Here is a 23,680-nt window from a genome sequence, read left to right on the forward strand (position 1 = left end):
CCCTGCAGGACCTCGCTTACGCGGTGACGGCGTCGAGGGCGATCTCGACCATCTCCGAGAACGACTCCTGCCGGTCCGCCGCGGGCAGCTCCGTGCCCTTGAGGATGTGGTCGGAGATCGTGCACAGCGCCAGCGCCCGCGCCTTGAACTTCGCCGCGAGCGTGTAGATCGCCGCGGCCTCCATCTCGATCGCGAGGATGCCGTAGTCGGCGAGCTTCGCCTCCACGTCGGGCGCGTCCGTGTAGAACGTGTCGGAGGAGTACAGCTGGCCCACGTGCATGTTCACGCCCCGCGCGGCGGCCGCGTCCACGGCGCTGCGCAGCAGCCCGAAGTCGGCGACGGGCGCGTAGTCGACGACCCCGTTGAAGCGGATGCGGTTCATCGACGAGTTCGTTGACGCCCCGATCCCCGCGACAACGTCCCGCAGCTCGATGTCGTCATGGATGGCGCCCGCGGAGCCGACCCGGACGACGGTCTTGACGCCGTACACGTCGAGCAGCTCGTGCGTGTAGATCGACGCCGACGGCTGGCCCATCCCCGTGCCCTGGACCGAGACGCGCTTCCCCTTGTACGTGCCGGTGTACCCGAACATGTTCCGCACCTGCGTGTAGCGCTCGGCGTCGGTGAGGAAGGTCTCGGCGATCCACTTCGCGCGCAGCGGGTCCCCGGGCAGGAGGACGCTCTCGGCGATGTCGCCGGGCTCGGCGGAGATGTGTGCAGTCATGCCGCCCAGCCTCTCATAAACATCCCATGAATTCCCGGAGACCACCTGTGAGCTGAATCGCGCGATCCCGCCCGCCGGGCGGCCGTGCGCGTCCGGTAACCTTTTCGGCGGTAGCGTGTCCGAGCGGCCGAAGGAGCTCGCCTCGAAAGCGAGTGTCGGGTAACCCCTGACCGTGGGTTCAAATCCCACCGCTACCGCCAACGTCCGAACGCCGGGCCTCGCCGAGGCCCGGCGTTCGCCGTTCCTGGCGGCCTCCCGCTAGGCTGTCGAAACTCCACAGCGGCCGGTGCGGGCCGCCGACCGTGAAGGGCGGACCGGGATGGCCAAGACCGGGAAGATCTACAGCGGCATCGTCATCTTCTTGTCGCTGCTGCTGGCCGCGATCCTGCTGCTGCACCGCTTCATCCCGAACAACTGGTACAACCTCGGCAGCCTCATCGAGACGTTCCTGCCGTGGTTCGGCCTCGGCGTGCCGGTGCTCATCGTCCTCGCCGCGGTCCGCCGCAGGCCCCTCGCGATCGTCTGCGCGATCCTCCCGGCGCTCGTGTGGTTCCAGATGTACGCGGCGCTCATCCCCGACAAGCACGACGGCGACGGCGACTTCCGGGTCGTGGCCCACAACGTCAACGCCGAGAACACCGAGACCGAGGCGACCGCCGCGACGCTCCTCGCCGCCGACCCGGACGTGATCGTCCTCGTCGAGCTCACCGAGGACCAGCGGATGGCGTTCGGCGAGGTCCTGGAGGAGCGGTACCCGTACTCGGCGGCGTACGGGACGGTGGCCCTGTGGTCGGTGTACCCGGTGGCCGAGTCGAACGAGGTGGACCTCAACCTGGGCTGGGCGCGGGCGTTCCGCGCCGCGATCGACATCGACGGGGAGCCCGTCGCGTTCTACGTCGCGCACCTGTTGTCGGTGCGCGTCAACTCGGAGGGCTTCACGTCGGAGCAGCGCAACGAGACCGCCGAGCTCCTCGGGGAGGCCATCGCCGACGAGGAGCTCGACCGGGTCGTGCTCGCCGGGGACCTGAACGGCACGGTGCAGGACCGGTCGCTCGCCCCGATCACGTACCAGCTGGAGTCCGCGCAGGCCTCCGCCGGGAAGGGCTTCGGGTTCACCTGGCCCGCGGACACGCCGATGGCGCGGATCGACCAGGTCCTGTACCGGGGCCTGAACGCGACCGGCTCCGGGGTCCTCGACGCGACCGCCTCGGACCACCGGCCCGTCTCGGCCGATTTCGCGTTCTGAGCGGGCAACCCCGGACCGGGGCTCCGGCGTCTCACTGACGTGACCGAGAACGACGCCACGCTGATCCTGCCGACCGTGACCGCGGAGGGCGCCGCGGACGACACCGCCGTGTTCGCGCGCGTCGCCGAGTCGCCGGAGGCCGGGGCCGGCCCGCGGGCGCTCATCGAGCTCGACGGCGTCGGCATGACCTACCCGGGCCCGCCGCCCGTGGAGGCGCTGAAGCCGGTGCGGCTCACCGTCGCCGACGGCGAGTACGTCGCGATCGTCGGCCCCTCCGGCTCCGGCAAGTCGACGCTGCTGAACCTGCTGGGCCTGCTCGACGCGCCCACGTCGGGCACGTACTGGCTCGACGGGCACGACACGTCGGCGATGAAGGAGTCGATGCGCACGCGCCTGCGGGCCGACAAGATCGGGTTCATCTTCCAGTCGTTCCACCTCATGGCGCACCGCACCGCGACCGAGAACGTCGCGATGTCCCTGGTGTACCAGGGGATTCCGCGGCGGCGCCGCCGCCAGATCGCCCGCGAGAAGCTCGAACTGGTGAACCTCGGCCACCGCCTCGACGCGCTCCCCACCACCCTCTCGGGCGGCGAGCGCCAGCGCGTCGCCATCGCCCGCGCCCTTGCGGCCGAGCCGAGCCTGCTGCTGTGCGACGAGCCCACCGGCAACCTCGACTCGCATACGGCCGAAGCGGTCCTGGCGACCATCGACGAGCTGCACGCCGGGGGCCTGACGGTCCTCATGATCACCCACGACCACGACGTGGCCGAGCGCGCCCAGCGCGCCGTCACCATCCGCGACGGCGAACTCCGCGAAGGCAACCACGTCGCCGCCCCCGCCGAAGCCCCCTGAGCCTTACACCCTCCCAAGGAAAACGAGGGCCCGCGCCTCCAGGCGCGGGCCCTCTCCCATTGGTGTGCGGGCCTTTCAGAGCCGCGGGTCAGTCGTCTCCGCGACCGCCGCCCCCGGGGCCGCCGGTCGTCTCGTCACCGGTGGGCTCCTCCTCGTAGCCGGAGCCGTCGGAGATGAGGATGTACACGGGGGCGCCGCCCGGCGCGGACCCGGACGGGGAGGTCCCGAAGGCCTCGCCCTCCTTGCAGTCGGACGCGAACTGGCCGCCCGCGATCGAGGCGTCGAACCCGGCGCTCGCGACGCGGGAGCGGGCCTCGTCGGCGTCCATGCATCCGATGGACGGGATCGAGGTGAGGTTCTTGCCGTTGACCATGTCGCCGGTGGGTTTGGGCCAGCCCTCCTCTTCGAGGTCCTTGACGGCCTTCTTGAGGATCCACACGCCGACCTCCTTCACGGAGACCTTGAGGGACTCGCTGGCGACCTCGGATCGGAACGTCGCGTCGGTGTCGCCCACGAAGGTCGCGGTGGTGGCGTTCGGGGTCGAGCCGATGAACCAGTAGGAGCGGTCGGACTCGGCGGTACCGGTCTTGCCGAACAGCGGCCGGTCGAACCCGCCGGTGTAGGCGGCGGCGGTGCCGTTCCCGGAGCACTGGGTGCCCTCGGCGTTCTGGCCGACGACGCAGCGCCCGGCGCTGACGGCCGCGTACGCGACCTCCTCGGAGAACGCCTGGTCGCACTGCGGCGCTGAGGCTTCGGTCCACTCTTCACCGGTGGCGTCGATGACCTGTATGACCGGCAGCGGGTTGCAGTGGAGGCCGCCCGCGGCGACCGTGGCGTAGGCCTCGGCCATGTCCAGGGGGGTCGTCGGGTCCATGCCGAGGGTGAACGAGCCGTAGTCGTCGACGTTCCCGTTCTCCTCGGCGGCGACGACGCCGCCGGGGGAGTAGAAGGAGATGCCGGCGCGCTTCGCCGCGTCGTAGGCCTTGCTGGTGCCGACCATCTCCTGGAGCTGCACGAACCCGGTGTTCGAGGACCTGCCGAACAGGCTCCACAGGTTCAGCGGCGCCGAGGAGGAGATGGAGTTGTTGGGGCACCAGACGTTCCGGCCGCCCCGGGAGCAGGTGACGTCGGAGTCGGCGTCCTCGCCCGCGGGGTACTGGGAGACGTACTTGGACGGGTTGGGGATCGTGGTCTTCAGCGGCCAGCCCTCTTCGAGGGCGGCGAGCAGGGTGAACATCTTGAACGTCGAGCCCGCCGGGTAGCCGGAGACCTCGCTGTTCCCCGACAGCAACGGGATCGTGGTGTTCGGGTAGTTCGATGGTTTCGAGTCGTCGCCGTCGGTCCTCGGGCCGTTGTCGGTCTGGTCGAGGCTGTAGATGCGGTTGACGGCCATGGCCCTGATGTGGCCGGTGCCCGGGGTGATGGTCACCGATCCGAGCGCTTCGGGGCTGTCGACGTCGACTTCGTCGGAGAGGCGCTCGGTGGCCTGGTTCTGGAGGTCGGCGTCGAGGGAGGTGACGATCTTGAAGCCGCCGCGCTTGAGCAGGGAGATGCGGTCGCGCTCGGTCTCGCCGAACAGCTCCTGGTCGCCCCACCAGGCCTTGAAGTAGTCGCAGAAGAAGCCCCAGTTGGCGGTCGCGACGTCGACGCACTCGCTGCGGACGGGCCGCGGGTTGAGGCCGAGGGGCTGCTCCTTGGCGGTGTCGGCCTGGTCCTGGGTGATGTAGCCGAGGGAGGCCATGCGGTCGAGGATCCAGTTGCGGCGCTCCACGATCTGGGTGTCGTCGCCCTCGCCGTCGAGGAGGCCGTCGGCGTAGGAGGGGAACTTCGGGAGCGAGGCCAGGGTGGCGGCCTCCCACAGCTCCAGTTCGCTCGGCGGCTTGTTGAAGTAGGAGTAGGAGCCGGCGTGGACGCCGTACGCCTGGTTGCCGAGGTAGATGACGTTCAGGTACCCCTCAAGGATCTCCTCTTTGGACATCGAGTCCTCGATCGCCATGGCGTACCGGGCTTCGCGGAGCTTGCGCTCGTACGTGTCCTCGGACGCGGCGATGACCTCGTCGATGGTTGAGGCCGAGTAGATCAGGGTATTGCGCACGTATTGCATGGTCAGCGTCGACGCGCCCTGCGAGTCGCCGCCCTGGTTCGCGACTGCGGCGCGGATGATGCCGGCCCAGTCGACGCCGTTGTGCTCGTAGAACTTCGAGTCCTCGGCGGCCAGCAATGCGTCGATCATGAGCGGGGACACTTCGTCGAGGGTCACCTCGCGGCGGTTCTCCTCGTAGAAGGAGGTGATCAGGGTCTCGCCATCAGATGCGTACACATAGGACGTCTGCGGGAGCGTGGGCTTCGTGAGCTCCGTCGGCAGCGACTCGAACGACTGGATGCCGTTCTCGGCGGCCATGCCGAACAGCCCCGCCAGGGGGAAGGCGGCCGCGGCCGCGAGGATTCCGGCGAGGACACCGCACACGAGCAGGGCTACGGCATCCCCGAGGGGACTGCGGTCGCGTTTCAAGGTCTCCACCGCCTCAGATTAGAACGGACGTCGGGAAGGGCGGGGACTGCCGGGCACGTGTGCTGAGCACGGCCTCGGAACCCGTCGCAACGGCGCCCAGGAGTGGTACGCCGCGAACGCGGATCGAGGGTGCCCCCGTATTGGAATCGTTATTATCGCGAGTCGCATTCGCTTAGCGAACCGTAGGGGTGAAGCCGTCCCATGGAGTCCGATTTTCGTCTCGGAGAGTAGTCAAACACTTACAAGAGGTGTAGGGTCCGTTCTGACGGCGACGTTGTGTGATCGAGAGGTCACTCGACTGTAGTCGTCGGGGGGTATGAAGGGTAGATCTCACGGGGAGGTCATGCAGATGGGACTGCTGATCGACTGGACGACCAAGGCGCTATGTCAGGACGGCGATCCTGATGCCTTGTTCGTGCAAGGGGCGGAGCAGAACAATGCGAAGAAGGTATGCCGCGGCTGTCCGGTCCGGCTCGAATGCCTTGCCGACGCACTCGACAACCGCATCGAGTTCGGCGTGTGGGGCGGCATGACCGAAAGGGAACGGAGAGCACTGCTGCGCAAGCACTCGGACGTCCGCTCGTGGAGGGCGGTCTTCGAAGTCGCCCTCGATGAAGAGCAGCGCAGCGCCCGCAAGAGCAGCCGGCGCCGGATACCGGTGAACCTCAACTTCTGACCGGCAGGCCGCGCATCCGCGGCCCAGACATGCTTTCGCGCCCGGACGGCCAGCCGTCCGGGCGCGTTCATTTTTTCCACAGCCTGTGGATAACTCCGGGCGCACGCCCGCCGCGGCCGCCCCGAACGACCGCAGGTCCTCCAGGTCCACGACCTCCACCCCCAGCGACGGCAGCCACCGCTGCGGCACCTCCGGGCACGCCGCCGCGTACCGCGCCGCCACCCGCTCCTCCGCCGCCCGCCGCCTGGCCAGGTCCGCGTGCGTGCGCAGCACCGCCGCCACCGGGTCCTCCGGGTCGGCCTCCTCCAGCTGGGCCGCCGCCCCCAGCGCCCGCTCCGCCGACAGGTCCGCCGAGACCGGGGTCAGGCGGTTGAGGATCATCCCGTCGAGCGGCATCCGCTCCTCGGTGAGCCGCCGCGTGAAGTACACGGCCTCCCCGACCGCCGCGGGCTCGGGCGCCGCCACGACCAGGAACGACGTCTGGTCGTCCTGGAGCGCCCGGAACGTCGCCTCCGCCCGCTTGCGGAACCCGCCGAACGTGTCCTCCAGGCTCGCCGTGAACTCCGCGACATCGGTGAGCAGGTGCCCGCCGAGGACCTTGTTGAACACCCGCGTGAACACCGCGGCGCTGGCGCCCATGAGCGACAGCATCGAGCGGCGCGCGCCCGGCGTCGAGGCCGACAGCAGCCGGATGACCCGGCCGTCGAGGAGCCGGGCCAGGCGCGCGGGCGCGTCGAGGAAGTCGAGGGCCGAGCGCGAGGGCGGCGTGTCGAGGACGATGAGGTCCCACCGGCCCGTGGCGCGGAGCTGGCCGAGCTTCTCCATCGCCATGTACTCCTGCGTGCCCGAGAACGTCGAGGACACCGCCTGGTAAAACGGGTTCGCGAAGATCTCCGCGGCCCGGTCCGCCGAGGTGTGCGAGGCCACGACCTCGTCGAACGTGCGCTTCATGTCGAGCATCATCGCGTCCAGCGACCCGTCGCGCACGCCCGCGACCGGCCGGGGCGTGTTGTCGAGCGCCTCCATGCCGAGCGACTGGGCCAGGCGCTTCGCCGGGTCGATCGTGAGCACGACCGCGTGCCGCCCGTGGACTTCGGCGGCCCGCAGCGCCAGTGAAGCGGCCGTGGTGGTCTTGCCGACGCCGCCCGAGCCGCAGCAGGCGATGACGTGCTTGCCCGCGTCGCCCAGGAGGGCGTCGACGTCGAGATCGGTGCTCATGCCTCGCCTCCGAGTGCGCGCGCCAGCTGGTAGAGGCCCGACAGGTCCACGCCCTCGGGCAGGAGCGGCAGCTCCTCGACCGGCCGCCCGAGTTGTTCGAGCCGGTCGCGGTAGGCGTCGACGGCGCGCAGCTCCTCGCGCGCCGACCCGTACTCGGCCATGAGCCCGGCCAGGAGCGCGGGCTCGGGACTGATCCCGGCGCGGGCCAGGCCCGCTTCGAGCTCGTCTTCGGTGACCTCGCCGGACTTCGCGCCCGCGACCTTGTTCAGCACGATCCGGCCCACCGGCAGGTCCGCGGCCGCGAGCTCCTTGTACGCGTCGACGGTCTCCTGCACGGGCATCGCCGCGGGCGTCGTCACCAGGTGCACGTTCGTCAGCGACGAGTGCAGCATCCGCGCCACCGACCTGGAGTGCTTCCCGATCGGCCCGGTCTTCGCGAGCCGCCCCGACTCGACCGTGACGTTGAGGAACTTGACGATCCGGCCCGTCGGGGGCGCGTCGAGCACGACCGCGTCGTACGCCATCCGCCCCGACTCGGCCCGCGACACGGCCTCCTTGAGCTTCCCGGTGAGCAGGATGTCCCGCAGGCCCGGCGCGATGGTCGTCGCGAAGTCGATCGCCCCGAACTTCTGGAGCACCCGCCCGGCCGAGCCGAGCCGGTAGAACAGGGCGAGGTAGTCCAGGAGCGCCTCGTCGGCGTCCACGGACTGCCCGAAGACCTCACCGCCGCCCACGCCCGCCGCGAGGTGCCGCTCCTCGTACCCGAGGGACGCGACCCCGAACAGCGGCGCGATGCCCTGCCTGCCCTCGACCTCCACGAGCAGGACCCGCCTGCCGTGCCCGGCGAGGGAGAGCGCGAGCGCCGCTGCGACCGAGGTCTTCCCCGTGCCGCCCTTCCCGGTGACGATGTGCAGGCGCGGCACCGGGAGCGCAGAGGCAGTCATTCATCGGAGTCTAGTCATCCGGCGGCGATCCCGCAGATGAGCCATTGCGGGTCGCCTTCCTCGGCCACGAGCGTGAACGCCCAGGTCGCCGGGGACGCGCCGCCGTCGATGCCGATCTCGGCAGTGACCGTGGCAGCACCGACGGTGCGGCCGGTCTCATCGACCTCGCCCCATTCGAAGCCGCGGTCGGCGGCGTCGGCCATCGCGGCGACGGCCGAGCCCAGGTCGCGGTCGGCCTTGTCGGTGCACAGCCAGGCGGCCGCGGCCTCGGCGTCGCGGTCGTCCAGGAGCGCGCCGAGGAACGCCGAGACGGTGCGCTCGGGCGAGTCGGTGACGTCGCCGGACGCGTCGCCGATGAACAGGCGCGTGGCGCCGAAGACGAGCGCGGCGCAGAACAGGACGGCCGCCACGGCCGTCACCACGGTCCACAAGAGACCGGACTGCGGTTCGGGTGAAGGCGGCGGGCCGGTCGGCCTCGGCGGCGCGGGCTCCTGGCGCGGGACGCGGCCCGCGGACATCGCCTCTGGGGCGCCGGACTGCGCCTTCGACGACGGTGCTCCCGACGGATGCGCCGCAGTGTCTGACGACATGGGGACTCCCTGGTTCACTGGTGCGGCACGGGGCCGCGGGACTCTTCGGGGAGGCGACGCACTCTGAGCGTAGCGGTGCGCCGCGGGCGAATCAAGACGCCGTACTGTGGGCGGCATGGAGAAATGGGAGTACCTCACGGCGCCGCTGCTGATCCACAACACCAAGATGATCCTCGATACGTTCGGGGACGACGGCTGGGAACTGGTGACGGTCCTGCCGGGCCAGAACTCGGAGCAGCTGGTGGCGTACTTCAAGCGCAAGAAGGAGCAGTAGTGGCCGACGTGGAAGCGGCGCTCGCGCGCCTGGGCCTGGAGCTGCCCGCGGTCGTGCCGCCGGTCGCGGCCTACCAGCCCGCGGTCCGCTCGGGGGACTACGTGTACACCTCGGGCCAGCTGCCGATGGTCGACGGCGCGCTCGCCGCGACCGGGAAGGTCGGCGCGGAGGTCGACCCGGAGGCCGCGTACGGCCTGGCGCGGATCTGCGCCCTGAACGCGCTCGCCGCGGTCGCCTCCGTGGCGTCCCTGGACGAGGTCGTGCAGATCGTGAAGGTCGTGGGCTTCGTGGCGTCGGCGCCGGAGTTCACCGGCCAGCCGAAGGTCGTCAACGGGGCCTCGGAGCTCCTCGGCGACGTGTTCGGCGAGGCCGGGACGCACGCGCGAAGCGCCGTGGGCGTGGCCGTGCTGCCCTTGGACGCGCCGGTCGAGGTCGAGCTGGTGGCCCGGCTCGCCCCGAGCGCGAAGACGGTGCTGGTCTAGGAACATCGACTCGTACCGGTCGGTCCCGCGCAGGGACCGACCGGTTCTTCGTCCATCAGGTGATGGACGGGAGCACGCGGGTCTCGACCTCGCCGAGGGCGATCGTGGTGCCGCGCGGGCCGGGCGCGGAGGCGGTGACCTTGACGACGTCGCCGTTCTCCAGGCGCCACTGGCCGGTGACGGCCTCGCCGGAGCCGTACATGAGGCCCGGCCGCAGGACCGCGCCCCCGGCGGTGAGCTGCGCGAGCTGCTGCGCGGGCGTCCAGCAGGCCTCGGCGAAGTCCGCGCCCGCGACGGCCACGCCGTTGACGTGGATGTCGAGGTGCAGGTCGAAGCCGTACCGGTCGGACTCCTTCAGGTAGGAGGCCATGTCGGGCGCGGGCTGCGGCGCGGCGGTGCGCGCGGCGCTCAGCGCCTCGATGGGCGTGATCCAGGCGCTCATCGACGTCGCGAAGGACTTGGAGGCGACGGGGCCGAGGCCGTCGGTCTCCAGCTCCTGGAAGTCGCGGGCGGTCCAGTCGTTGAGCAGGACCGCGCCGAACACGTAGTCCTCGAACTCGTCGGGGGAGACCGGGCGGCCCAGCTCGGACTCGCCGCCGATGATGAACCCGACCTCGGCCTCGATGTCGAGCGCCCGGGTGGGGCCGAACACGGCCTGGCCGTCCTCGCCGAGGCGGTGCCCGGCGGGCCGCACGAGGTCCAGCCCGGAGGGGATGAGCGTCGAGGGCCGGCCGTTGGAGGCGCGCGGGTAGACCCGGTCGGAGTCCTTGGCGCGCATGGTGAAGTCGACGTAGTCGGTGACCAGGAGCGGGGCGTGCATGACCGCCTCGCCGATCGGGGTCAGCCAGTTGGAGGCCACGTCCTGGAGGCTCGGCTCGGTCAGGGCCTCCTGGACCTGGGCCCGGACCTGCTTCCAGGCGGCCTTCCCGAGCGACAGGAGCCGGTTCAGAGCCGGGTCGCGCAGGGCGGTGCAGGCCGCGCAGGTCTGGCAGTCGCCCGACAGGACCGCCTTGTGCATGTCGAGGATGTGGTCGCCGATGCGCACGCCGATGCGCGGCAGGGTCTCGTCGGCGGTCGAGAAGACCCCGAACGGCAGATTGTGGATGTTGTAGGGACTCTCGTCGGCCCCGGGAACCCAGCACGTCGTCACTTGCTCGTCCTCCATCGGATCGGTGGTGAAGGACTAACGAGCGCGGACGCCCCGAGGTCACTCGGGACGGCGGTGGCGGCGCAGAACTGTGAACCAGCCCACCCAGGCGGCGACGGCGACGGCCGCGAAGACCAGGCGCACCCCTGAGTCCATGTCGGAGCCGAGGAGCGCGGGGACGGCGAAGACCACGGCGATGCCGAGGAGCACGGAGCGGCCGAGGGCGCCGTGGAAGGGCGTCCGGCGGCGCCAGTACGGGACGTCGTCGCCCCCGCCGAGCAGCTTCTCGCGCCAGCGCGGGTCGTCCTTGTCGGCGTCGACCCAGCGGCGGCGCACGCGGCGGGCCTCGGGCGGCATGACGTGGACGTTGTCCTCGACGGCCAGGCCCGGGTCGAGTTCGGCGGCGGCGCGGCGGGAGCGCTTCGCGAGGTCGTCCATGCCGAGGTCCTCGGCGATGGCGGCGAGGACCCGGTGGGTGCGCGGCTGGTCCGGGGCGATGTTGACGGCGTTCCACGCGGCGTCGAGCGCGGGCTGGGCCGCGCCGGCACGGCGGGTGATGAGCGCGTAGTGGACGTGGTGGAGCCAGGAGGTGCGGTCCAGATCGAGGAGCGACGCGGCGGCCTGCATGGCCTCGTCCTTGCGGCCCGCGTCGGCGAGCGCGTACCCGCGGGTGATCATGGCGCGGCGGTGGCCCGGGATCTGGGCGAGCGCGGCCCCCGCGTAGACGAGCGCCTCGTCGGGGTCGTTGTCGGCGAGGGCGCACGCGGCGGCCATGGCGTTCGCGTCCGGGCTGAGGGGGTCGAGGCGCAGGGCCGCGTCCGCTTCGGCGCGCGCGTCGGGCACCTGGCCGAGCTCATAGAGCAGCTCGGCGCTCTGGAGGTGCTCGGCGACCGTGCGCTTGGGGTCTGCGTCCATGGGTCTACTCCCGGACAGGTCTCAGGGCTGGTACAGCAACGCTACCGCGGTCGCCGCGACGCCCTCGCCGCGTCCGGTGAAGCCCAGGCCGTCGGTGGTGGTCGCGGAGAGCCTGACGGGGGCGCCGACGGCGGCGGCCATGGCGGCCTCGGCCTCGGCGCGGCGGGACCCGATGCGGGGGCGGTTGCCCACGACCTGGACGGAGACGTTGCCGACGGCCCATCCGGCGTCGCGGACGCGGCGGGCGGTCTCGGCGAGGAGCGCGGCGCCCGAGGCGCCGGCCCATTCGGGGCGGTCGGTGCCGTAGTTGGACCCGAGGTCCCCGAGCCCGGCGGCGGAGAGCAGCGCGTCGCAGGCCGCGTGGGCGGCGGCGTCGCCGTCGGAATGCCCGGCCAGCCCGGCCTCGCCGGGCCATTCGAGGCAGGCGAGGCGGCAGGGCTGACCGCTGTCGAACCGGTGCACGTCGGTGCCGTGCCCGATGACGTAGGGCGTATTGGGACTGGTCACGGTGCGGTCTGCTGGCGGTGCCGGCCTACTTGACCGGGGCCTCCTGGAGCAGGACCTTGTCGAGGATGTTGTCGGCCTCGTCCTTGACGCAGTCCTCGGCGAGGGCGATCTCGCCGGTGAGGATCTCGCGCGCCTTGGAGAGCATCCGCTTCTCCCCGGCCGAGAGGCCGCGCTCGCGGTCGCGCCGCCACAGGTCGCGGACGACCTCGGCGATCTTCAGCGGTGAACCGGAGGCCAGCTTCTCGACGTTCGCCTTGTAGCGCCGCGACCAGTTGGTGGGTTCCTCGGTGTGGGGGGCGCGCAGCACTTCGAAGACCTCTTCGAGGCCTTCCGCGCCGACGACTTCCCGGACGCCGACGAGCTCGACGTTCTTGGCTGGAACCTTGACCGTGAGGTCACCCTGCTCGACGCGCAGCACGAGGTATTCCTGTTCGATACCGCCGATGGTGCGAGTCTCTACAGCTTCAACGAGTGCGGCCCCGTGGTGGGGGTAGACAACGGTCTCGCCGACACTAAAACCCATAGGATCGAAACCCCTTTCGCTGTGTCCAGCTTAACACGGCGGTCGGGGTTTTCCCGACATCGGATCGCCACGAATTCCCTGGTCAATTGGTATGTGACTGATTACTCTACGGCACCTTGGGCTTTCGCGCGGCCGACGGTTGGGGCGAATGAGGCCCAGGTCGCTCCGGCGTGCGCGGCGCCGCCCCGGGCGTGCGCGGTGCGGACCGGTGTTCGCAGGAGTGGACGAAGCGTAACCGTCCGGGACGGGCCGGGCGGGGCCGGGCGCTCACCGATGCCGCAGGGCCGCAACGGGACCGGACGGTGCGTGAGACGTGCGTTCCACCGCCGCACCGGCCCGGGCGAGAGGTGAGAGCGAGTCGTCTACGCTGTCGTCAGCATTCCTGTCGGAACTCGGAGAGGACCAGCAGTGGCCAAGGGGATCAGGACGGCGATCACGGCCCGCCGCGCGGCCGCCATCGCGATCGCGGGCGCCGCGGCCGCGGCGCTGTCGGCGTGCGGCGCGGGTCAGGAGACCCAGACCGACCTGAAGGTGAGCGCGATCGCCGGGGTGAACGTCGACGAGGGCGACCTCGCGCTGCGCGACCTCCAAGTCGAGTTCGACTCCGCCGAGGGCTACGCCGCGGGCGACACCGCCGCGCTGCGCGTGTGGATCGGCAACGAGGGCCAGGAGGAGGTCAGCCTCGTCGGCGTCGAGACCGAGGCCGGCACCGTCACCTTCGTGAGCCCGGCCGCGCAGGCCGCCGAGGAGGCCGAAGAGGCCGCCGCGTCCGACGAGCCGAGCAGCCCCGCCGAGGGCGAGTCGTCCCCCGAGGGCGCGGAGAGCTCCGCCCCCGCTGTTGAAGAGGACCCCTTCGAGGGCGAGACCACCTTCGACATCCCGATCGCCGTCGGCGACTACGAGCGCCTCGACGAGGGCGTCGAAGGCGGCGACTACCTCCTCATCGAGGACCTCGCCACCGAGCTGAAGTCCGGCGACACGATCGAGGTCGTGTTCCTGTTCTCCAACGGCCAGGAAGTGGCCGCGCAGCTCCCCGTCGGCCAGGCCCTCGAACCCGACGAGCGCGAGTACTACGAGCCCGCCGAGGAAGCCGAAGGCCACTAGGCCCCAGGCGCACAGCAGCTTCGTTTCCGGGGCCCGGTCCGCGAGGACCGGGCCCCGTTCGCGTCACCGCTGGAGCGGCCAGCGCCGGTCCACCGTCTCCTCCCGCCCCTTGCGCTTGAAGTACGCCTCCAGGCTCGCGGCGTCCTCGGCGTGCCAGCGGACCTGCGAGGCGTGGAGGTCCTGCGGGGTGAGGTCGCCGACCTCCGGGTAGAGCGCGCCGATCGCGCGGGCGAGCGCCACCGTCGCCTCCGCGTCCCCGGCCGCGGAGTGGGCGCCGTCGTGGACGACCCCGTACTGGAGGGCCGTCGCCCCAAGGGTGCGCTTGCCGCGCCGGTACTTGTCGACGCGCTTGTCGAGCACCGACGGGTCGATGACGGCGAGGCGCTCCCAGGCGGGCTGGTCGAGGCCGTGGCGCTCCAGCTCGTACGACAGGAGCGTGCAGTCGAAGCCGGCGCGGAACGCCACGACGGGCGTCCCGGTGTCGGCCGCGGCGCGCAGCGCGGCGGCGACTTCGGCGAGGGCCTCGGCCGGGGGCCGGCCCGCCGCGCGGACCTGCTCGTCGGTGATGCCGTGGACGCGGGTGGCGCCCGGGGGGATCGGGACGCCGGGGTCGATCAGCCACGTGGTGCTCCCGGTCCCGGTGACCAGGGCGGCCTGGACGATCCGGTCCTGCTCGACGCTGACCCCGGTCGTCTCGGTGTCGAACCCCAGCAGGGGCCCCTCAAACCATCGCTCGCTCATGCGAACACCGTAGCGGGCGGCACCGACAATCCCCTATATGCTCTCCGGGCGCGGTACAACCCCGGCGTATCGCACGTAACCCCCGTGAAAAGGAGCTATACGACTCAATGGACTTCCTCGATCCCGTGACGGACGCCGTCCAGACCTGGTCCGACGGACTCACCGCCCGCTACGGCGACGCGGTCGCCGACGTCGGCGCCGTGGTCTGGGGGCCCCTGCTGGTCTTCACGCTGTTCGGCGTCGGCCTGATCTTCACCATCCAGCTCAAGGGCGTCCAGTTCCGGCGCCTCGGCTACGCCCTGTGGCTCGCCCTGTTCAAGCGCAAGGAGAACGCCGGATCCGAAGGGGACCTGAGCCACTACCAGGCCCTGTCGGTGGCCCTCGCCGCCACGGTCGGCGTCGGGAACATCGGCGGCGTCGGCGCGGCCATCGCGATCGGCGGGCCCGGCGCCCTGTTCTGGATGTGGGTCACCGGGTTCCTGGGGATGGCCACGAAGTACTCCGAGGCGCTCCTGGGCGTCAAGTTCCGCACCGTCAACAAGCACGGCGAGCAGTCCGGCGGCCCACAGCGGTACCTCTCGGACGGCATCCCCGGGCCGATCGGGAAGGTCCTCGCGTTCCTGTTCGCGCTGTTCGGCGTCGTCGCGTCCTTCGGCATCGGCAACGCCGTGCAGTCGGGGAACGTCACCAGCGCCCTCGACGCGCAGCTGCCAGCCGACTCGTGGTGGACGCCGCAGCTGACGGGCCTGGTCATCTTCGTGCTCGTCGGCGTGACGATCCTCGGCGGCATCAAGTGGATCGGGCACGTCGCCGCGGCCCTGGTGCCGTTCATGATCGTGTTCTACGTGGCCGGGGCGCTCGCGGTGCTCGCGTTCAACTGGGACGCCCTCGGCACGGCCATCACCCAGATCTTCGAGCAGGCGTTCACCGGCGGCGCGGCCGTCGGCGGGTTCACCGGGTCGGCGATCATGCTGACCATCCAGATCGGGTTCGCGCGCGGCATCTTCTCGAACGAGTCGGGCCTGGGCACCGGCGGGTTCGCCGCGGCCGCCGCGAAGACCGACCAGCCCGTGCGCCAGGCGATGGTGTCGATGACGCAGACGTTCATCGACACGATCATCGTCGTCACCATGACCGGCCTGGTCATCGTCGTCACCGGCGTCCTAGGCACGGTCGACGCCGACGGGGAGCTGGTGACCTCCTCGGCGCTGACGCGCCTCGCGTTCGAGGAGGGCCTCGGCGGGCCCGGCACGACCGGCGGCGCGATCGGCGGGTTCATCGTCGCGGTCGGCCTGGCGACGTTCGCGTTCTCCACGATCATCGGCTGGTCCTACTACGGCGAGAAGTGCCTGGAGCGGTACACCGGCCGGGCGCTCATCCTGCCCTACCGGATCGTGTACGTCCTCGTGTCGTACCTCGGCGCGGTCACCAGCCTCGACCTGCTGTGGGGCCTGTCGGACATCGCGAACGGGCTCATGGCCCTGCCCAACCTCATCGGCCTGATGATGCTGACGCCGCTGGTGTACCGGGAGACCCGCGAGTTCTTCTCGCGCCCCGACTGGCGGATGCTGCCCTCCGACGCGGTCGCCGACGCCGCCGAGCCTTCGAACAGGACGGTCCCGGCGCCCGCACAGGACTGACGGACCCCGCCGCTACCGTTGCGGCATGGCGGAGGAGCAGCGGCGCCCCGGCGGCGCCCCTCGAAGCGACGGCGTGCCGGGCACGGTCCTTGAGGCCGTGCTCGAACGCGTCACGTACGCGAACGAGGAGACCGGCTACACGATCGCGCGCGCCAGCCCCGCCCGCGGCGGCCCCGACCTCGTCACGGTGGTGGGGCCGCTGCTGGGCGCGCAGGTCGGCGAGTCCCTGTCGCTGACCGGCCGCTGGTCCAGCCACCCCAAGTACGGCCGCCAGTTCGACGTCTGGTCCTACCGGACCGTGCTCCCGGCGACCGTCCAGGGCATCGAGCGGTACCTCGGGTCCGGGCTCGTCAAGGGCGTCGGCCCCAAGACCGCCGCGAAGATCGTCGCCCACTTCGGGACCGCGACCCTCGACGTCATCGACGCCGACCCCGGCCGCCTCATCGAGGTCCCGGGCCTGGGCCCCAAGCGCACCAAGGCGATCGGCGCGGCCTGGGAGGAGCAGCGGGCCATCAAGGAGGTCATGGTGTTCCTCCAGTCGGTCGACGTGTCCACCTCCCTCGCCGTGCGCGTCTACAAGCAGTACGGGGACGCGTCGATCGGCGTGGTCAAGAACGAGCCGTACCGGCTCGCGAACGAGGTGTGGGGCATCGGGTTCAAGACCGCCGACGCGATCGCCCGCGCCGTCGGCGTCCCCGAGGACTCCCCCGAGCGGATCAAAGCGGCCCTCCAGTACACGCTGTCGCAGGCCTCCGACGGCGGCCACTGCTTCCTGCCCGCCCCGAACCTCGTCGCCGACACCGTGGAGCTCCTCGCGCTCCCCGCGCGCCTCGTCGCCGCCGCACTCGCGGAGCTCGCGGAGGCGGGGGAGCGGGTGATCGCCGAGGACGTGCCCGTCGGCGACGCCACCGTGCCCGCCCGGTACCTCGCGCCGTTCTTCCACGCCGAGCGCGGCCTCGCCGCCGGGCTCCTCGCGCTCCTGCGCACCGGCGAGGACCGGCTCGGCGCCTTCGGCGGCGTCGACTGGGACAAGGCGTTCGCGTGGCTGCGGCGCCGCACCGACGCCGAACTCGCCCCCGAGCAGGCCGAGGCCGTGCGCCTCGCGCTCACCGAGCGGGTCGCGGTCCTCACCGGCGGGCCCGGCTGCGGGAAGTCGTTCACCGTCTCCTCGATCGTCGCCCTCGCCCGGGCCAAGGGCGCCAAGGTGATGCTCGCGGCCCCCACCGGCCGCGCCGCGAAGCGCCTCGCCGAGCTCACCGGGTTCGAGGCCCGCACCCTCCACCGGATGCTCGAACTGCGGCCCGGCGGCGACGCCGCCTACGACCGCGACAACCCCCTCGACGTCGACCTCCTCGTCGTCGACGAGTCCTCGATGCTCGACACGGTCCTCGCGAACAAGCTCGTCAAGGCCGTCCCGCCCGGCGCGCACCTGCTGCTCGTCGGCGACGTCGACCAGCTGCCGTCCGTCGGCGCCGGGGAGGTCCTGCGCGACCTCCTTGCCGCCGACACGATCCCCCGCGTGCGCCTCACGCAGATCTTCCGGCAGGCCGCCGAATCGGGCGTGGTCGCCAACGCCCACAAGGTCAACCGCGGCCAGTTCCCCGAACTCGACGGCTACCCCGACTTCTTCTGGTTCGCGTGCGACGACAACGACCTGGTCGCCGACCGCGTCGTCGAGATCGTCTCCCGCCGCATCCCCGCCCGCTTCGGACTCCACCCCGTGCGCGACGTCCAGGTCCTCACCCCCATGCACCGCGGCGGCCCCGGCGCCGGGAACCTCAACGCCCGCCTCCAGGAGGCGCTCACGCCCGCCCGCGACGGCCTGCCCGAACGCCGCCACGGCGGCCGCGTCTTCCGCACCGGCGACAAGGTCGTGCAGATCCGCAACGACTACCAGAAGGGGAAAGCGGGGGTGTTCAACGGCACCGTCGGCATCGTCCAGGGCATCGACACCGTCGCCCAGACCCTCACCGTGCGCACCGACGAGGACGAGGACGTCGACTACGAGTTCACCGAGCTCGACGAGCTCCAGCACGCGTACGCGCTCACCGTCCACCGCTCGCAGGGCTCGGAGTACCCCGCGGTCGTCGTGCCCGTCACCACCAGCGCCTGGACGATGCTCCAGCGCAACCTCGTGTACACGGCCATCACCCGCGCGAAGCGCCTCGTCGTCCTCGTCGGCTCGAAGCAGGCCCTCGCGGTCGCCGTGCGCACCGCCGGGACCGGGAAGCGCCACACCGGGCTCACGCACCGGCTCGCCGCCTAGTCCTCCTGCGGCGCTTCGATACGCGGTGCGGTCGGCGGCTCGATCTGCTCGACGGGCTTCTCGCCCTTCGCGGTCGGGTACACCACCCAGAACTCGGAGCGCTCGTCCTTCTTGTACGCGCGCTGCGTGATCACCACCATGAGCGCGACCAGGCCCCCGCCCACCACGAACAGGGCGAGGGCGACCAGGTCGGAGACGTCCATCGGATCAGCGGTAGTTCGTGAACTGGAGCGCCACGTCGAGGTCCTTGCCCTTCAGGAGCGCGATGACCTCCTGGAGGTCGTCCCGCTTCTTCCCGGTGACCCGCAGCTTGTCGCCCTGCACCTGCGGCTTCACGCCCTTCGGGCCCTCGTCGCGGATGATCTTCCCGATCTTCTTCGCGTCCTCGGTCGAGATGCCCTGCTTGAACGCGACGTCGATCTTCGTCTCCTTGCCCGACTGGCGCGGGTCCCCCGCGTCCAGGGCCTTCAAGGAGATGCCCCGCTTGATGAGCTTTTCCTTCAGCACGTCGAGGGCCGCCTTCGCGCGGTCCTCGGTCTCGGCGGAGATCACCGCCGCCTCCTCGCCGGAGCGCTCCACCGCCGCCCCGGTCCCGCGGAAGTCGAACCGGGTCCCCAGCTCCCGCTGGGTCTGGTTGATCGCGTTGTCGAGCTCCGCGAGATCGATCTCGGAGACGATGTCGAACGAGGCGTCGGCCATGGCGTCCGGTCCTTCCAGTGTCGTAGGCGGCTCAGCATCGGCGCTGCGGCGGCCGCGGGCGCGGCGGCGCGCGCCGCGCAAGGGGCGCGACCGCCAAGCTTAGTCCCGCACCGCCGCACAGGGCGACCGCGGCCGCGCCCGCCGCAGTGAACGCCGTCTCAACCGAGGAGAACCCGCTTGCGGACCCGCCGGGAGGGGACGCTATTCTTGCTCTCGCTACACGCCACGGCAGGTTACCCAAGTGGCCAAAGGGAGCTGACTGTAAATCAGCCGTCATCGACTTCGCAGGTTCGAATCCTGCACCTGCCACCGACAAGGCCCGCATCACTCGATGCGGGCCTTTCACGTTCCCGGCGAACAGAATCGTAGATCCTATAGGAAATAGGATCTACGATCCTGAGGCGTCGGCGCGGACCTCGGCCACCGCCCGCGGCAGCCACGCCGCCGTCTCCCAGCCGCCCTCCGGACGCACCTGCGCCCGCAACTGCCCGCCGACCGCCTCGACGCGCTCACGCAGCCCCACCAGGCCCAGGCCGCCGCCCGACTCCGCCAGAGGCTCGCGGCCGAGGCGGGACCGCGCCGCCCGGCCGTCGTCCCGCACCGACACCTCCACGCCCTGCCCGCCCGCCGCGGCCACGACGACCCGCACCCGCGTCGCCCCGCGCGCGTGCTTGCGCACGTTCGTCAGCGCCTCCCGCACCACCCGGTGCGCCGTCGCCGCGATCTCCGGCGCCACCGCGCCCGCCAGCTCCGGCGAGATGAAGCACGACGCATCCGTGCCCTCCCTCGTGAACCGGTCCACCAGATCCTCGATCTGCGACAGGTCCCCCAGCGGGTTCACGCCGCCCGCGGCGTCGTCGTCGCGCAGCATCCGCACCATCCGCCGCATCGACGCCAGCGCCGCCAGTCCCGCCTCCTCGATGTCCGCGAACGACTTCAGCGGATCGGTCGCCGCCACCTGCCCCGCCTGCGCGAGCACCACCATGCCCGTGACGTGGTGCGCCACGAAGTCGTGCATCTCCCGCGCCAGCTCCAGCCGCTCGGCCCGGCGCACCTCCTCCTGCGTCTCGCGCCGCAGCTTGTCCATCGACCGCAGGTACGCGCCGAAGCCGATGACACTGAGCATCGCCATGAGGACCAGCGCCGTCCCGCCGACCCCTGAACCCTCGACGATGAACAGGCGCGACCCGATCGTCATCACCGCGGCGCCCGTCGCGAACGCCACCCACCGCCCCGGCGCCGCGTCCCAGTGGCGCACCGCGAACAGCATCAGCAGACCCAGGGAGAGCAGCTCCGCGGTCCCCACGCCGCGCACCGCTCCCTGGTCGTACACCGCGTCGAGACCCGTCGCGGCCAGCGACGCGAGCGCCGCCGCCGCGATCCACCGCTTGCGGCCCGGCCGGTAGTACGTGTACACGCCGATCGCGAACAGCGCCGTCGCCATCTGCACCCACGACACCCACGACACGTACGGCGGCCGCTCATCCGGCAGGCTCGACATCGACTCCGCGAGGAGCACCAGCAGCAGGCCCGAGACGATGCCGATCTTCAGCAGCCGCATCACGAGCCGGTTGAAGCGGCCGCCCGCGGCCGCCCTGGGAGCGTTCATGGGCTCGAAGGTAACCCGGATACAGGCGTCCTCGGCCGAACGGCCGACCCGCGCCGCCCGAAACCCGTCGCCGAGCCGAAGCGGCGAGGGCCCGTCCGCGACGAGGCTTGCGTCATGAACGGAATCCTGGCAATCGGCACCGCCCTGGGCCTCGTGCTCACCGCGGTCTTCCTCATCGCGGGCACCGCCGCGCCCTTCCTGACCGAGCCCCGCAAGGCCCGCCGATGAGGCCCCCCATGCTCAGCGCCCGCGCCCTCGTCAAGCACTTCGGCACCGCCCCGGCCCTCGACGGCGTCGACTTCGCCGTCGCACCGGGCGAATCGGTCGCCGTCACCGGGCCCTCAGGGTCCGGGAAGTCCACGCTCCTGCACTGCCTCGCCGGGATCATGCGGCCCGACTCGGGGGAGGTGCGCCTGTTCGACGAGCGCATCGACACCCTCTCCGAGCGGTCCCGCAGCCACCTGCGGCGCACCAGGTTCGCGTTCCTGTTCCAGTTCGGGCAGCTCCTGCCGGAACTGCCCGCCGAGGAGAACGTCGCGTTGCCGCTCATGCTCGACGGCACGCCGCGCAAGGCCGCGCTCGGGCCCGCCCGCGAGCAGCTGCGGCGGCTCGGCCTCGAAGGCAAGGAGGGGCGCCGCCCCGGCGAGCTGTCCGGCGGCGAGGCCCAGCGGGTCGCGCTGGCGCGGGCGCTCGTGATCCGCCCGGCCGTCGTGTTCGCCGACGAGCCGACCGGCGCGCTCGACCGGACCACCGGCGACCAGGTGATGGGCGTGCTCCTCGACACGGTCAAGGACCTCGACGCGGCGCTGGTGGTCGTCACCCACGACCCGCGCATCGCCGCGCGGTGCACGCGCACGATCGAGATCCGGGACGGCCGCCTGGGCGGCGTGCCGCGGGCGGGCAAAGGCTTCGACGGCTTCGGAGGCGACGCCGCCGGGCAGCGCCCTGTGATCGCGGGCGACGGCCGCTTCGGCCCCGAGCCGGTCGCGGAGGTGTGGCGATGACGCCGCTGGCCTGGCGCCTGACCCGGCTGGGCGGGCGCAGCGCGCTGCTGAGCACGGGCCTGACGGCGCTCGCCGTCGCCGTGGCGACTCTGCTGCTCCAGTTCGCGGTGGCGGGGAACTTCGCGTTCGACGCCCGCGCGGACCGCACGTCGTGGCGCGCCGCGCCCGAGGCCGACGGCGGGGACGTGCTGCTCGCGACGGCCGCCGACCACTACGGCGGGGACTCGATCACGCGTGTGGACCTCGCCGCGCTCGACGGCGACGCGCCCGTGCCGCCCGGCATGGACGCGTTCCCGGCGGTCGGCGAGGTGTGGCTATCCCCGGCCGCGGCCGACCTCCTCGACGGCGTGCCGGACTCGGACTTCCTGGCGCGCTACGGCGACGTGGAGGTCGCGGGCGAGCTGGGGCCGGAGGCGCTCGCGCACCCGAACGAGCTGGTCGCGGTCGTGGGGCGCAGCGCCGACGACCCGGTGATGGCCGCGGAGCGGTTCAGCGCCGACGGGGTCTCGCCGCGCGCGGTCGACGGGTTCGGCGGCGGGCAGCCGGACTCGGTGTACGGGTTCTATCTGATCCTCATGGTGCTCGCGGCGATCCTCATGGCCGTCCCGGCGGCGGTGTTCGGCGCCGCGGCGGCCCGGCTGACGGTGTCGCGCCGCGACGAGCGGCTCGCGACGCTGCGGCTCATCGGCGCGACCCCGGGCCAGGTGATGCGGTTGACGCTCATCGAGACGGTGCTCGCGGCGGTCGCCGGATCGATCGCGGGCTCGATCCTGTGGATGCTCGTGACGCCGCTCGTCGCGCTCATCCCCATTGACGGCGGCCGCTGGTTCACCGCCGACCTGTGGGCCGACGCGCCGTGGATCGCGATCGTGGCCCTCGCGGTCCCGGTCCTCGTCGCCGCCTCGGCCCTCCTCGGCCTCCGCAGCGTCGTCATCAGCCCCCTGGGCGTGGCCCGCCGCGTCAAACCCAAGGGCCTCAAGGCGATCCGAGTCCTGATCTTCGCGGGCCTGGCAGCCATGTTCATGATCGCGACGCAACTGATCAGCGGCAGCATGATCGCAGTGGCGATCCTCATAGTCCTCTTCGCCGCGACCCTCGCCGCCGTGAACCTCATCGGCCCTTGGCTGGTCCAGCGCCTCGGCCGCCTCCTCGCCCGCACCGCCCGCGGCCCCGCCCGCCTCCTGGCGGCGCGCCGCCTAGCCGAGGACCCGAAGGCCGCTTGGCGCACCGTCTCGGGCGTCGCCATCGCGGGCTTCGTCGCCGGGTCGGTCGCCCTCTTCCCGATGCTCGTGACCGACACCGGTGCCCAGGCCACCGAGTCCATCGCCGCCCTGGTCCCCGCAGCCGACGCCGAAGCCCTCGCCGCGACCCTCGCGGCCGACCTCGGCGACCGGGCCGACGTCGCGGTCGCCGACAGCAGCGGCTACCTCACCGCCGGCCCCGGCTCGGCCGTCATCGAAGCGACCACCTCGGGCGCCGACCTCGAAGCGGTGCGCAGCACCATGACCGCGGTCCTCCCCGGCGACCCGCCCCAGCGGGAGATCGACTCCAGCATCATGTCGAACCGCCTGGTCAACTCGGTCCGCACCGGCGTGACCGTGGTCCTCGCGGTGGTCTTCCTGACCGCGGCCGTCTCGACCGCGATCAACGCCATCGGCTCGGTCCTCGACCGCCGCCGCACCTACCGCCTCCTCCACCTCGCCGGGACTCCCCAACAGGTCCTCGACCAGGCCCGCCGCCAGGAGACCCTGCTCCCGCTCGCCTTCCTCGGCGGCGCGTCGGTCCTCACCGGCATGCTCCTGACCGCCCCGGTCATCGGCGCCATGGGCTTCGACGCCAGCGGCGCCCTGATCCTCGGCGGCACCCTCGCTGCCGGGACCGCATCGGTGATCGCCGCCGGGGCCCTGGCCCGGCCGCTGCTGCGGTCGGTCATGCGGGATGTGAGTCCGCGGCCCGATTGACCGGGCCCGTGGCGGGTGCGAGGGCCGGCGGTCGGTTGCCGGTTGT

23 protein-coding genes, 2 tRNA genes and 1 pseudogene are annotated in these 23,680 nt (G+C 71.8%); 13 read left to right on the forward strand and 13 right to left on the reverse strand.

Annotation, left to right across the window (positions count from 1 at the left end; all coding sequences use genetic code 11):
* Positions 1–16: 16 nt before the first annotated feature.
* Positions 17–724: a purine-nucleoside phosphorylase gene (gene deoD / locus WA640_RS27955; RefSeq protein ID WP_335992153.1), complete on the reverse strand. Its 708-nt coding sequence runs from the start codon at positions 722–724 to the stop codon at positions 17–19.
* Between the two features lie 109 nt (positions 725–833).
* On the opposite strand from deoD, the gene WA640_RS27960 reads away from it, so the two are divergent.
* The 3 genes from WA640_RS27960 to WA640_RS27970 all read left to right on the forward strand — a co-directional run bounded on the left by WA640_RS27960 (position 834) and on the right by WA640_RS27970 (position 2,822).
* Positions 834–924 (forward strand) — tRNA-Ser (locus WA640_RS27960).
* 119 nt (positions 925–1,043) lie between these two features.
* Positions 1,044–1,970: an endonuclease/exonuclease/phosphatase family protein gene (locus WA640_RS27965; RefSeq protein ID WP_106364244.1), complete on the forward strand. Its 927-nt coding sequence runs from the start codon at positions 1,044–1,046 to the stop codon at positions 1,968–1,970.
* A gap of 183 nt (positions 1,971–2,153) precedes the next feature.
* Positions 2,154–2,822 (forward strand): ABC transporter ATP-binding protein, encoded by a 669-nt coding sequence (locus WA640_RS27970; protein ID WP_442904856.1) that lies wholly within the window; start codon positions 2,154–2,156, stop codon positions 2,820–2,822.
* Positions 2,823–2,910: 88 nt separating this feature from the next.
* Here the strand turns inward: WA640_RS27970 and WA640_RS27975 are convergent, their stop codons facing one another.
* Entirely contained in the window at positions 2,911–5,343 is a 2,433-nt protein-coding gene (locus WA640_RS27975) for a transglycosylase domain-containing protein (protein ID WP_335992155.1), read from the reverse strand.
* A 340-nt stretch (positions 5,344–5,683) separates the two neighbouring features.
* Between WA640_RS27975 and WA640_RS27980 the strand changes: the two genes are divergently transcribed.
* Positions 5,684–6,010: a WhiB family transcriptional regulator gene (locus tag WA640_RS27980; RefSeq protein ID WP_106364377.1), complete on the forward strand. Its 327-nt coding sequence runs from the start codon at positions 5,684–5,686 to the stop codon at positions 6,008–6,010.
* Between the two features lie 111 nt (positions 6,011–6,121).
* On the opposite strand, the pseudogene WA640_RS27985 reads toward WA640_RS27980, so the two are convergent.
* The 3 genes and pseudogenes from WA640_RS27985 to WA640_RS27995 all read right to left on the reverse strand — a co-directional run.
* A pseudogene (locus WA640_RS27985) lies at positions 6,122–7,228 on the reverse strand (ArsA family ATPase); the annotation flags it as partial.
* Positions 7,225–8,172 carry an ArsA-related P-loop ATPase gene (locus WA640_RS27990; protein WP_335992158.1) on the reverse strand — a complete coding sequence of 316 codons (948 nt, stop codon included), beginning with the start codon at positions 8,170–8,172 and terminating at the stop codon, positions 7,225–7,227. The gene WA640_RS27990 and the pseudogene WA640_RS27985, both read right to left, overlap by 4 nt.
* Before the next feature lie 14 nt (positions 8,173–8,186).
* Positions 8,187–8,762, reverse strand: coding sequence for a hypothetical protein (locus tag WA640_RS27995; protein WP_335992160.1), 576 nt, complete (start codon positions 8,760–8,762; stop codon positions 8,187–8,189).
* Positions 8,763–8,877: 115 nt separating this feature from the next.
* Between WA640_RS27995 and WA640_RS28000 the strand changes: the two genes are divergently transcribed.
* Positions 8,878–9,036, forward strand: a complete 159-nt coding sequence (locus WA640_RS28000; RefSeq protein WP_181245771.1) for a hypothetical protein — start codon at positions 8,878–8,880, stop codon at positions 9,034–9,036.
* Entirely contained in the window at positions 9,036–9,518 is a 483-nt protein-coding gene (locus WA640_RS28005; protein WP_335992163.1) for a RidA family protein, read from the forward strand. The genes WA640_RS28000 and WA640_RS28005 overlap by 1 nt, the downstream gene beginning before the upstream one ends.
* A gap of 55 nt (positions 9,519–9,573) precedes the next feature.
* Here the strand turns inward: WA640_RS28005 and WA640_RS28010 are convergent, their stop codons facing one another.
* From WA640_RS28010 to WA640_RS28025, 4 genes are read right to left on the reverse strand one after another with little or no spacing between them, the layout of a single operon-like run.
* The gene (locus tag WA640_RS28010) at positions 9,574–10,683 is read right to left on the reverse strand and encodes a fumarylacetoacetate hydrolase family protein (RefSeq protein WP_106364238.1); all 1,110 of its coding nucleotides are present in this window, start codon (positions 10,681–10,683) and stop codon (positions 9,574–9,576) included.
* 42 nt (positions 10,684–10,725) lie between these two features.
* Entirely contained in the window at positions 10,726–11,580 is an 855-nt protein-coding gene (locus WA640_RS28015) for a tetratricopeptide repeat protein (protein ID WP_335992165.1), read from the reverse strand.
* 21 nt (positions 11,581–11,601) lie between these two features.
* Positions 11,602–12,087, reverse strand: a complete 486-nt coding sequence (gene ispF, locus WA640_RS28020; RefSeq protein ID WP_335992166.1) for a 2-C-methyl-D-erythritol 2,4-cyclodiphosphate synthase — start codon at positions 12,085–12,087, stop codon at positions 11,602–11,604.
* 25 nt (positions 12,088–12,112) lie between these two features.
* The gene (locus WA640_RS28025; RefSeq protein WP_091049057.1) at positions 12,113–12,610 is read right to left on the reverse strand and encodes a CarD family transcriptional regulator; all 498 of its coding nucleotides are present in this window, start codon (positions 12,608–12,610) and stop codon (positions 12,113–12,115) included.
* 408 nt (positions 12,611–13,018) lie between these two features.
* Between WA640_RS28025 and WA640_RS28030 the strand changes: the two genes are divergently transcribed.
* Positions 13,019–13,714 (forward strand): hypothetical protein, encoded by a 696-nt coding sequence (locus WA640_RS28030; protein WP_335992169.1) that lies wholly within the window; start codon positions 13,019–13,021, stop codon positions 13,712–13,714.
* Between the two features lie 63 nt (positions 13,715–13,777).
* Here WA640_RS28030 and WA640_RS28035 read toward each other — a convergent pair whose 3' ends face one another.
* Complete coding sequence (locus WA640_RS28035; RefSeq protein ID WP_335992171.1) at positions 13,778–14,455, reverse strand: exonuclease domain-containing protein; 678 nt, start codon at positions 14,453–14,455, stop codon at positions 13,778–13,780.
* A 107-nt stretch (positions 14,456–14,562) separates the two neighbouring features.
* On the opposite strand from WA640_RS28035, the gene WA640_RS28040 reads away from it, so the two are divergent.
* Together WA640_RS28040 and recD2 are read left to right on the forward strand one after the other, a co-directional pair.
* The gene (locus WA640_RS28040) at positions 14,563–16,095 is read left to right on the forward strand and encodes an alanine/glycine:cation symporter family protein (RefSeq protein WP_335992172.1); all 1,533 of its coding nucleotides are present in this window, start codon (positions 14,563–14,565) and stop codon (positions 16,093–16,095) included.
* Between the two features lie 25 nt (positions 16,096–16,120).
* Positions 16,121–18,361: an SF1B family DNA helicase RecD2 gene (gene recD2, locus WA640_RS28045; protein WP_335992174.1), complete on the forward strand. Its 2,241-nt coding sequence runs from the start codon at positions 16,121–16,123 to the stop codon at positions 18,359–18,361.
* On the opposite strand, the gene WA640_RS28050 is transcribed toward recD2, so the two are convergent.
* Positions 18,358–18,564: a hypothetical protein gene (locus tag WA640_RS28050; protein WP_335992175.1), complete on the reverse strand. Its 207-nt coding sequence runs from the start codon at positions 18,562–18,564 to the stop codon at positions 18,358–18,360. The genes recD2 and WA640_RS28050 overlap by 4 nt on opposite strands.
* 4 nt (positions 18,565–18,568) lie before the next feature.
* Positions 18,569–19,060: a YajQ family cyclic di-GMP-binding protein gene (locus WA640_RS28055; RefSeq protein WP_106364230.1), complete on the reverse strand. Its 492-nt coding sequence runs from the start codon at positions 19,058–19,060 to the stop codon at positions 18,569–18,571.
* A gap of 227 nt (positions 19,061–19,287) precedes the next feature.
* Between WA640_RS28055 and WA640_RS28060 the strand changes: the two genes are divergently transcribed.
* Positions 19,288–19,369 (forward strand) — tRNA-Tyr (locus WA640_RS28060).
* Positions 19,370–19,448: 79 nt separating this feature from the next.
* Here WA640_RS28060 and WA640_RS28065 read toward each other — a convergent pair.
* Positions 19,449–20,669 (reverse strand): sensor histidine kinase, encoded by a 1,221-nt coding sequence (locus WA640_RS28065; protein WP_335992177.1) that lies wholly within the window; start codon positions 20,667–20,669, stop codon positions 19,449–19,451.
* Positions 20,670–20,783: 114 nt separating this feature from the next.
* Here WA640_RS28065 and WA640_RS28070 point away from each other — a divergent pair, with 114 nt between their 5' ends.
* From WA640_RS28070 to WA640_RS28080, 3 genes are read left to right on the forward strand one after another with little or no spacing between them, the layout of a single operon-like run.
* Entirely contained in the window at positions 20,784–20,897 is a 114-nt protein-coding gene (locus tag WA640_RS28070) for a cell wall metabolism sensor histidine kinase WalK (RefSeq protein ID WP_146148079.1), read from the forward strand.
* A gap of 8 nt (positions 20,898–20,905) precedes the next feature.
* Positions 20,906–21,673, forward strand: a complete 768-nt coding sequence (locus tag WA640_RS28075; RefSeq protein ID WP_245888963.1) for an ABC transporter ATP-binding protein — start codon at positions 20,906–20,908, stop codon at positions 21,671–21,673.
* The gene (locus WA640_RS28080) at positions 21,670–23,634 is read left to right on the forward strand and encodes an FtsX-like permease family protein (protein WP_335992181.1); all 1,965 of its coding nucleotides are present in this window, start codon (positions 21,670–21,672) and stop codon (positions 23,632–23,634) included. Before WA640_RS28075 ends, WA640_RS28080 begins: the two co-directional genes overlap by 4 nt.
* Positions 23,635–23,680 lie beyond the last annotated feature (46 nt).

It is taken from the genome of Glycomyces sp. MUSA5-2 (genome assembly GCF_037034145.1).
In the GTDB taxonomy this organism is placed as follows: domain Bacteria; phylum Actinomycetota; class Actinomycetes; order Mycobacteriales; family Micromonosporaceae; genus Glycomyces; species Glycomyces artemisiae.

Bases quoted from the DNA above. Each gene is read 5' to 3' on its own strand.
- deoD (WP_335992153.1), bottom strand. From the start codon at position 724: ATGACTGCACACATCTCCGCCGAGCCCGGCGACATCGCCGAGAGCGTC.
- WA640_RS27965 (WP_106364244.1), top strand. From the start codon at position 1,044: ATGGCCAAGACCGGGAAGATCTACAGCGGCATCGTCATCTTCTTGTCG.
- WA640_RS27970 (WP_442904856.1), top strand. From the start codon at position 2,154: ATGACCTACCCGGGCCCGCCGCCCGTGGAGGCGCTGAAGCCGGTGCGG.
- WA640_RS27980 (WP_106364377.1), top strand. From the start codon at position 5,684: ATGGGACTGCTGATCGACTGGACGACCAAGGCGCTATGTCAGGACGGC.
- WA640_RS27990 (WP_335992158.1), bottom strand. From the start codon at position 8,172: ATGACTGCCTCTGCGCTCCCGGTGCCGCGCCTGCACATCGTCACCGGG.
- WA640_RS27995 (WP_335992160.1), bottom strand. From the start codon at position 8,762: ATGTCGTCAGACACTGCGGCGCATCCGTCGGGAGCACCGTCGTCGAAG.
- WA640_RS28000 (WP_181245771.1), top strand. From the start codon at position 8,878: ATGGAGAAATGGGAGTACCTCACGGCGCCGCTGCTGATCCACAACACC.
- WA640_RS28010 (WP_106364238.1), bottom strand. From the start codon at position 10,683: ATGGAGGACGAGCAAGTGACGACGTGCTGGGTTCCCGGGGCCGACGAG.
- WA640_RS28015 (WP_335992165.1), bottom strand. From the start codon at position 11,580: ATGGACGCAGACCCCAAGCGCACGGTCGCCGAGCACCTCCAGAGCGCC.
- WA640_RS28025 (WP_091049057.1), bottom strand. From the start codon at position 12,610: ATGGGTTTTAGTGTCGGCGAGACCGTTGTCTACCCCCACCACGGGGCC.
- WA640_RS28035 (WP_335992171.1), bottom strand. From the start codon at position 14,455: ATGAGCGAGCGATGGTTTGAGGGGCCCCTGCTGGGGTTCGACACCGAG.
- WA640_RS28040 (WP_335992172.1), top strand. From the start codon at position 14,563: ATGGACTTCCTCGATCCCGTGACGGACGCCGTCCAGACCTGGTCCGAC.
- recD2 (WP_335992174.1), top strand. From the start codon at position 16,121: ATGGCGGAGGAGCAGCGGCGCCCCGGCGGCGCCCCTCGAAGCGACGGC.
- WA640_RS28050 (WP_335992175.1), bottom strand. From the start codon at position 18,564: ATGGACGTCTCCGACCTGGTCGCCCTCGCCCTGTTCGTGGTGGGCGGG.
- WA640_RS28055 (WP_106364230.1), bottom strand. From the start codon at position 19,060: ATGGCCGACGCCTCGTTCGACATCGTCTCCGAGATCGATCTCGCGGAG.
- WA640_RS28065 (WP_335992177.1), bottom strand. From the start codon at position 20,669: ATGAACGCTCCCAGGGCGGCCGCGGGCGGCCGCTTCAACCGGCTCGTG.
- WA640_RS28070 (WP_146148079.1), top strand. From the start codon at position 20,784: ATGAACGGAATCCTGGCAATCGGCACCGCCCTGGGCCTCGTGCTCACC.
- WA640_RS28075 (WP_245888963.1), top strand. From the start codon at position 20,906: ATGCTCAGCGCCCGCGCCCTCGTCAAGCACTTCGGCACCGCCCCGGCC.
- WA640_RS28080 (WP_335992181.1), top strand. From the start codon at position 21,670: ATGACGCCGCTGGCCTGGCGCCTGACCCGGCTGGGCGGGCGCAGCGCG.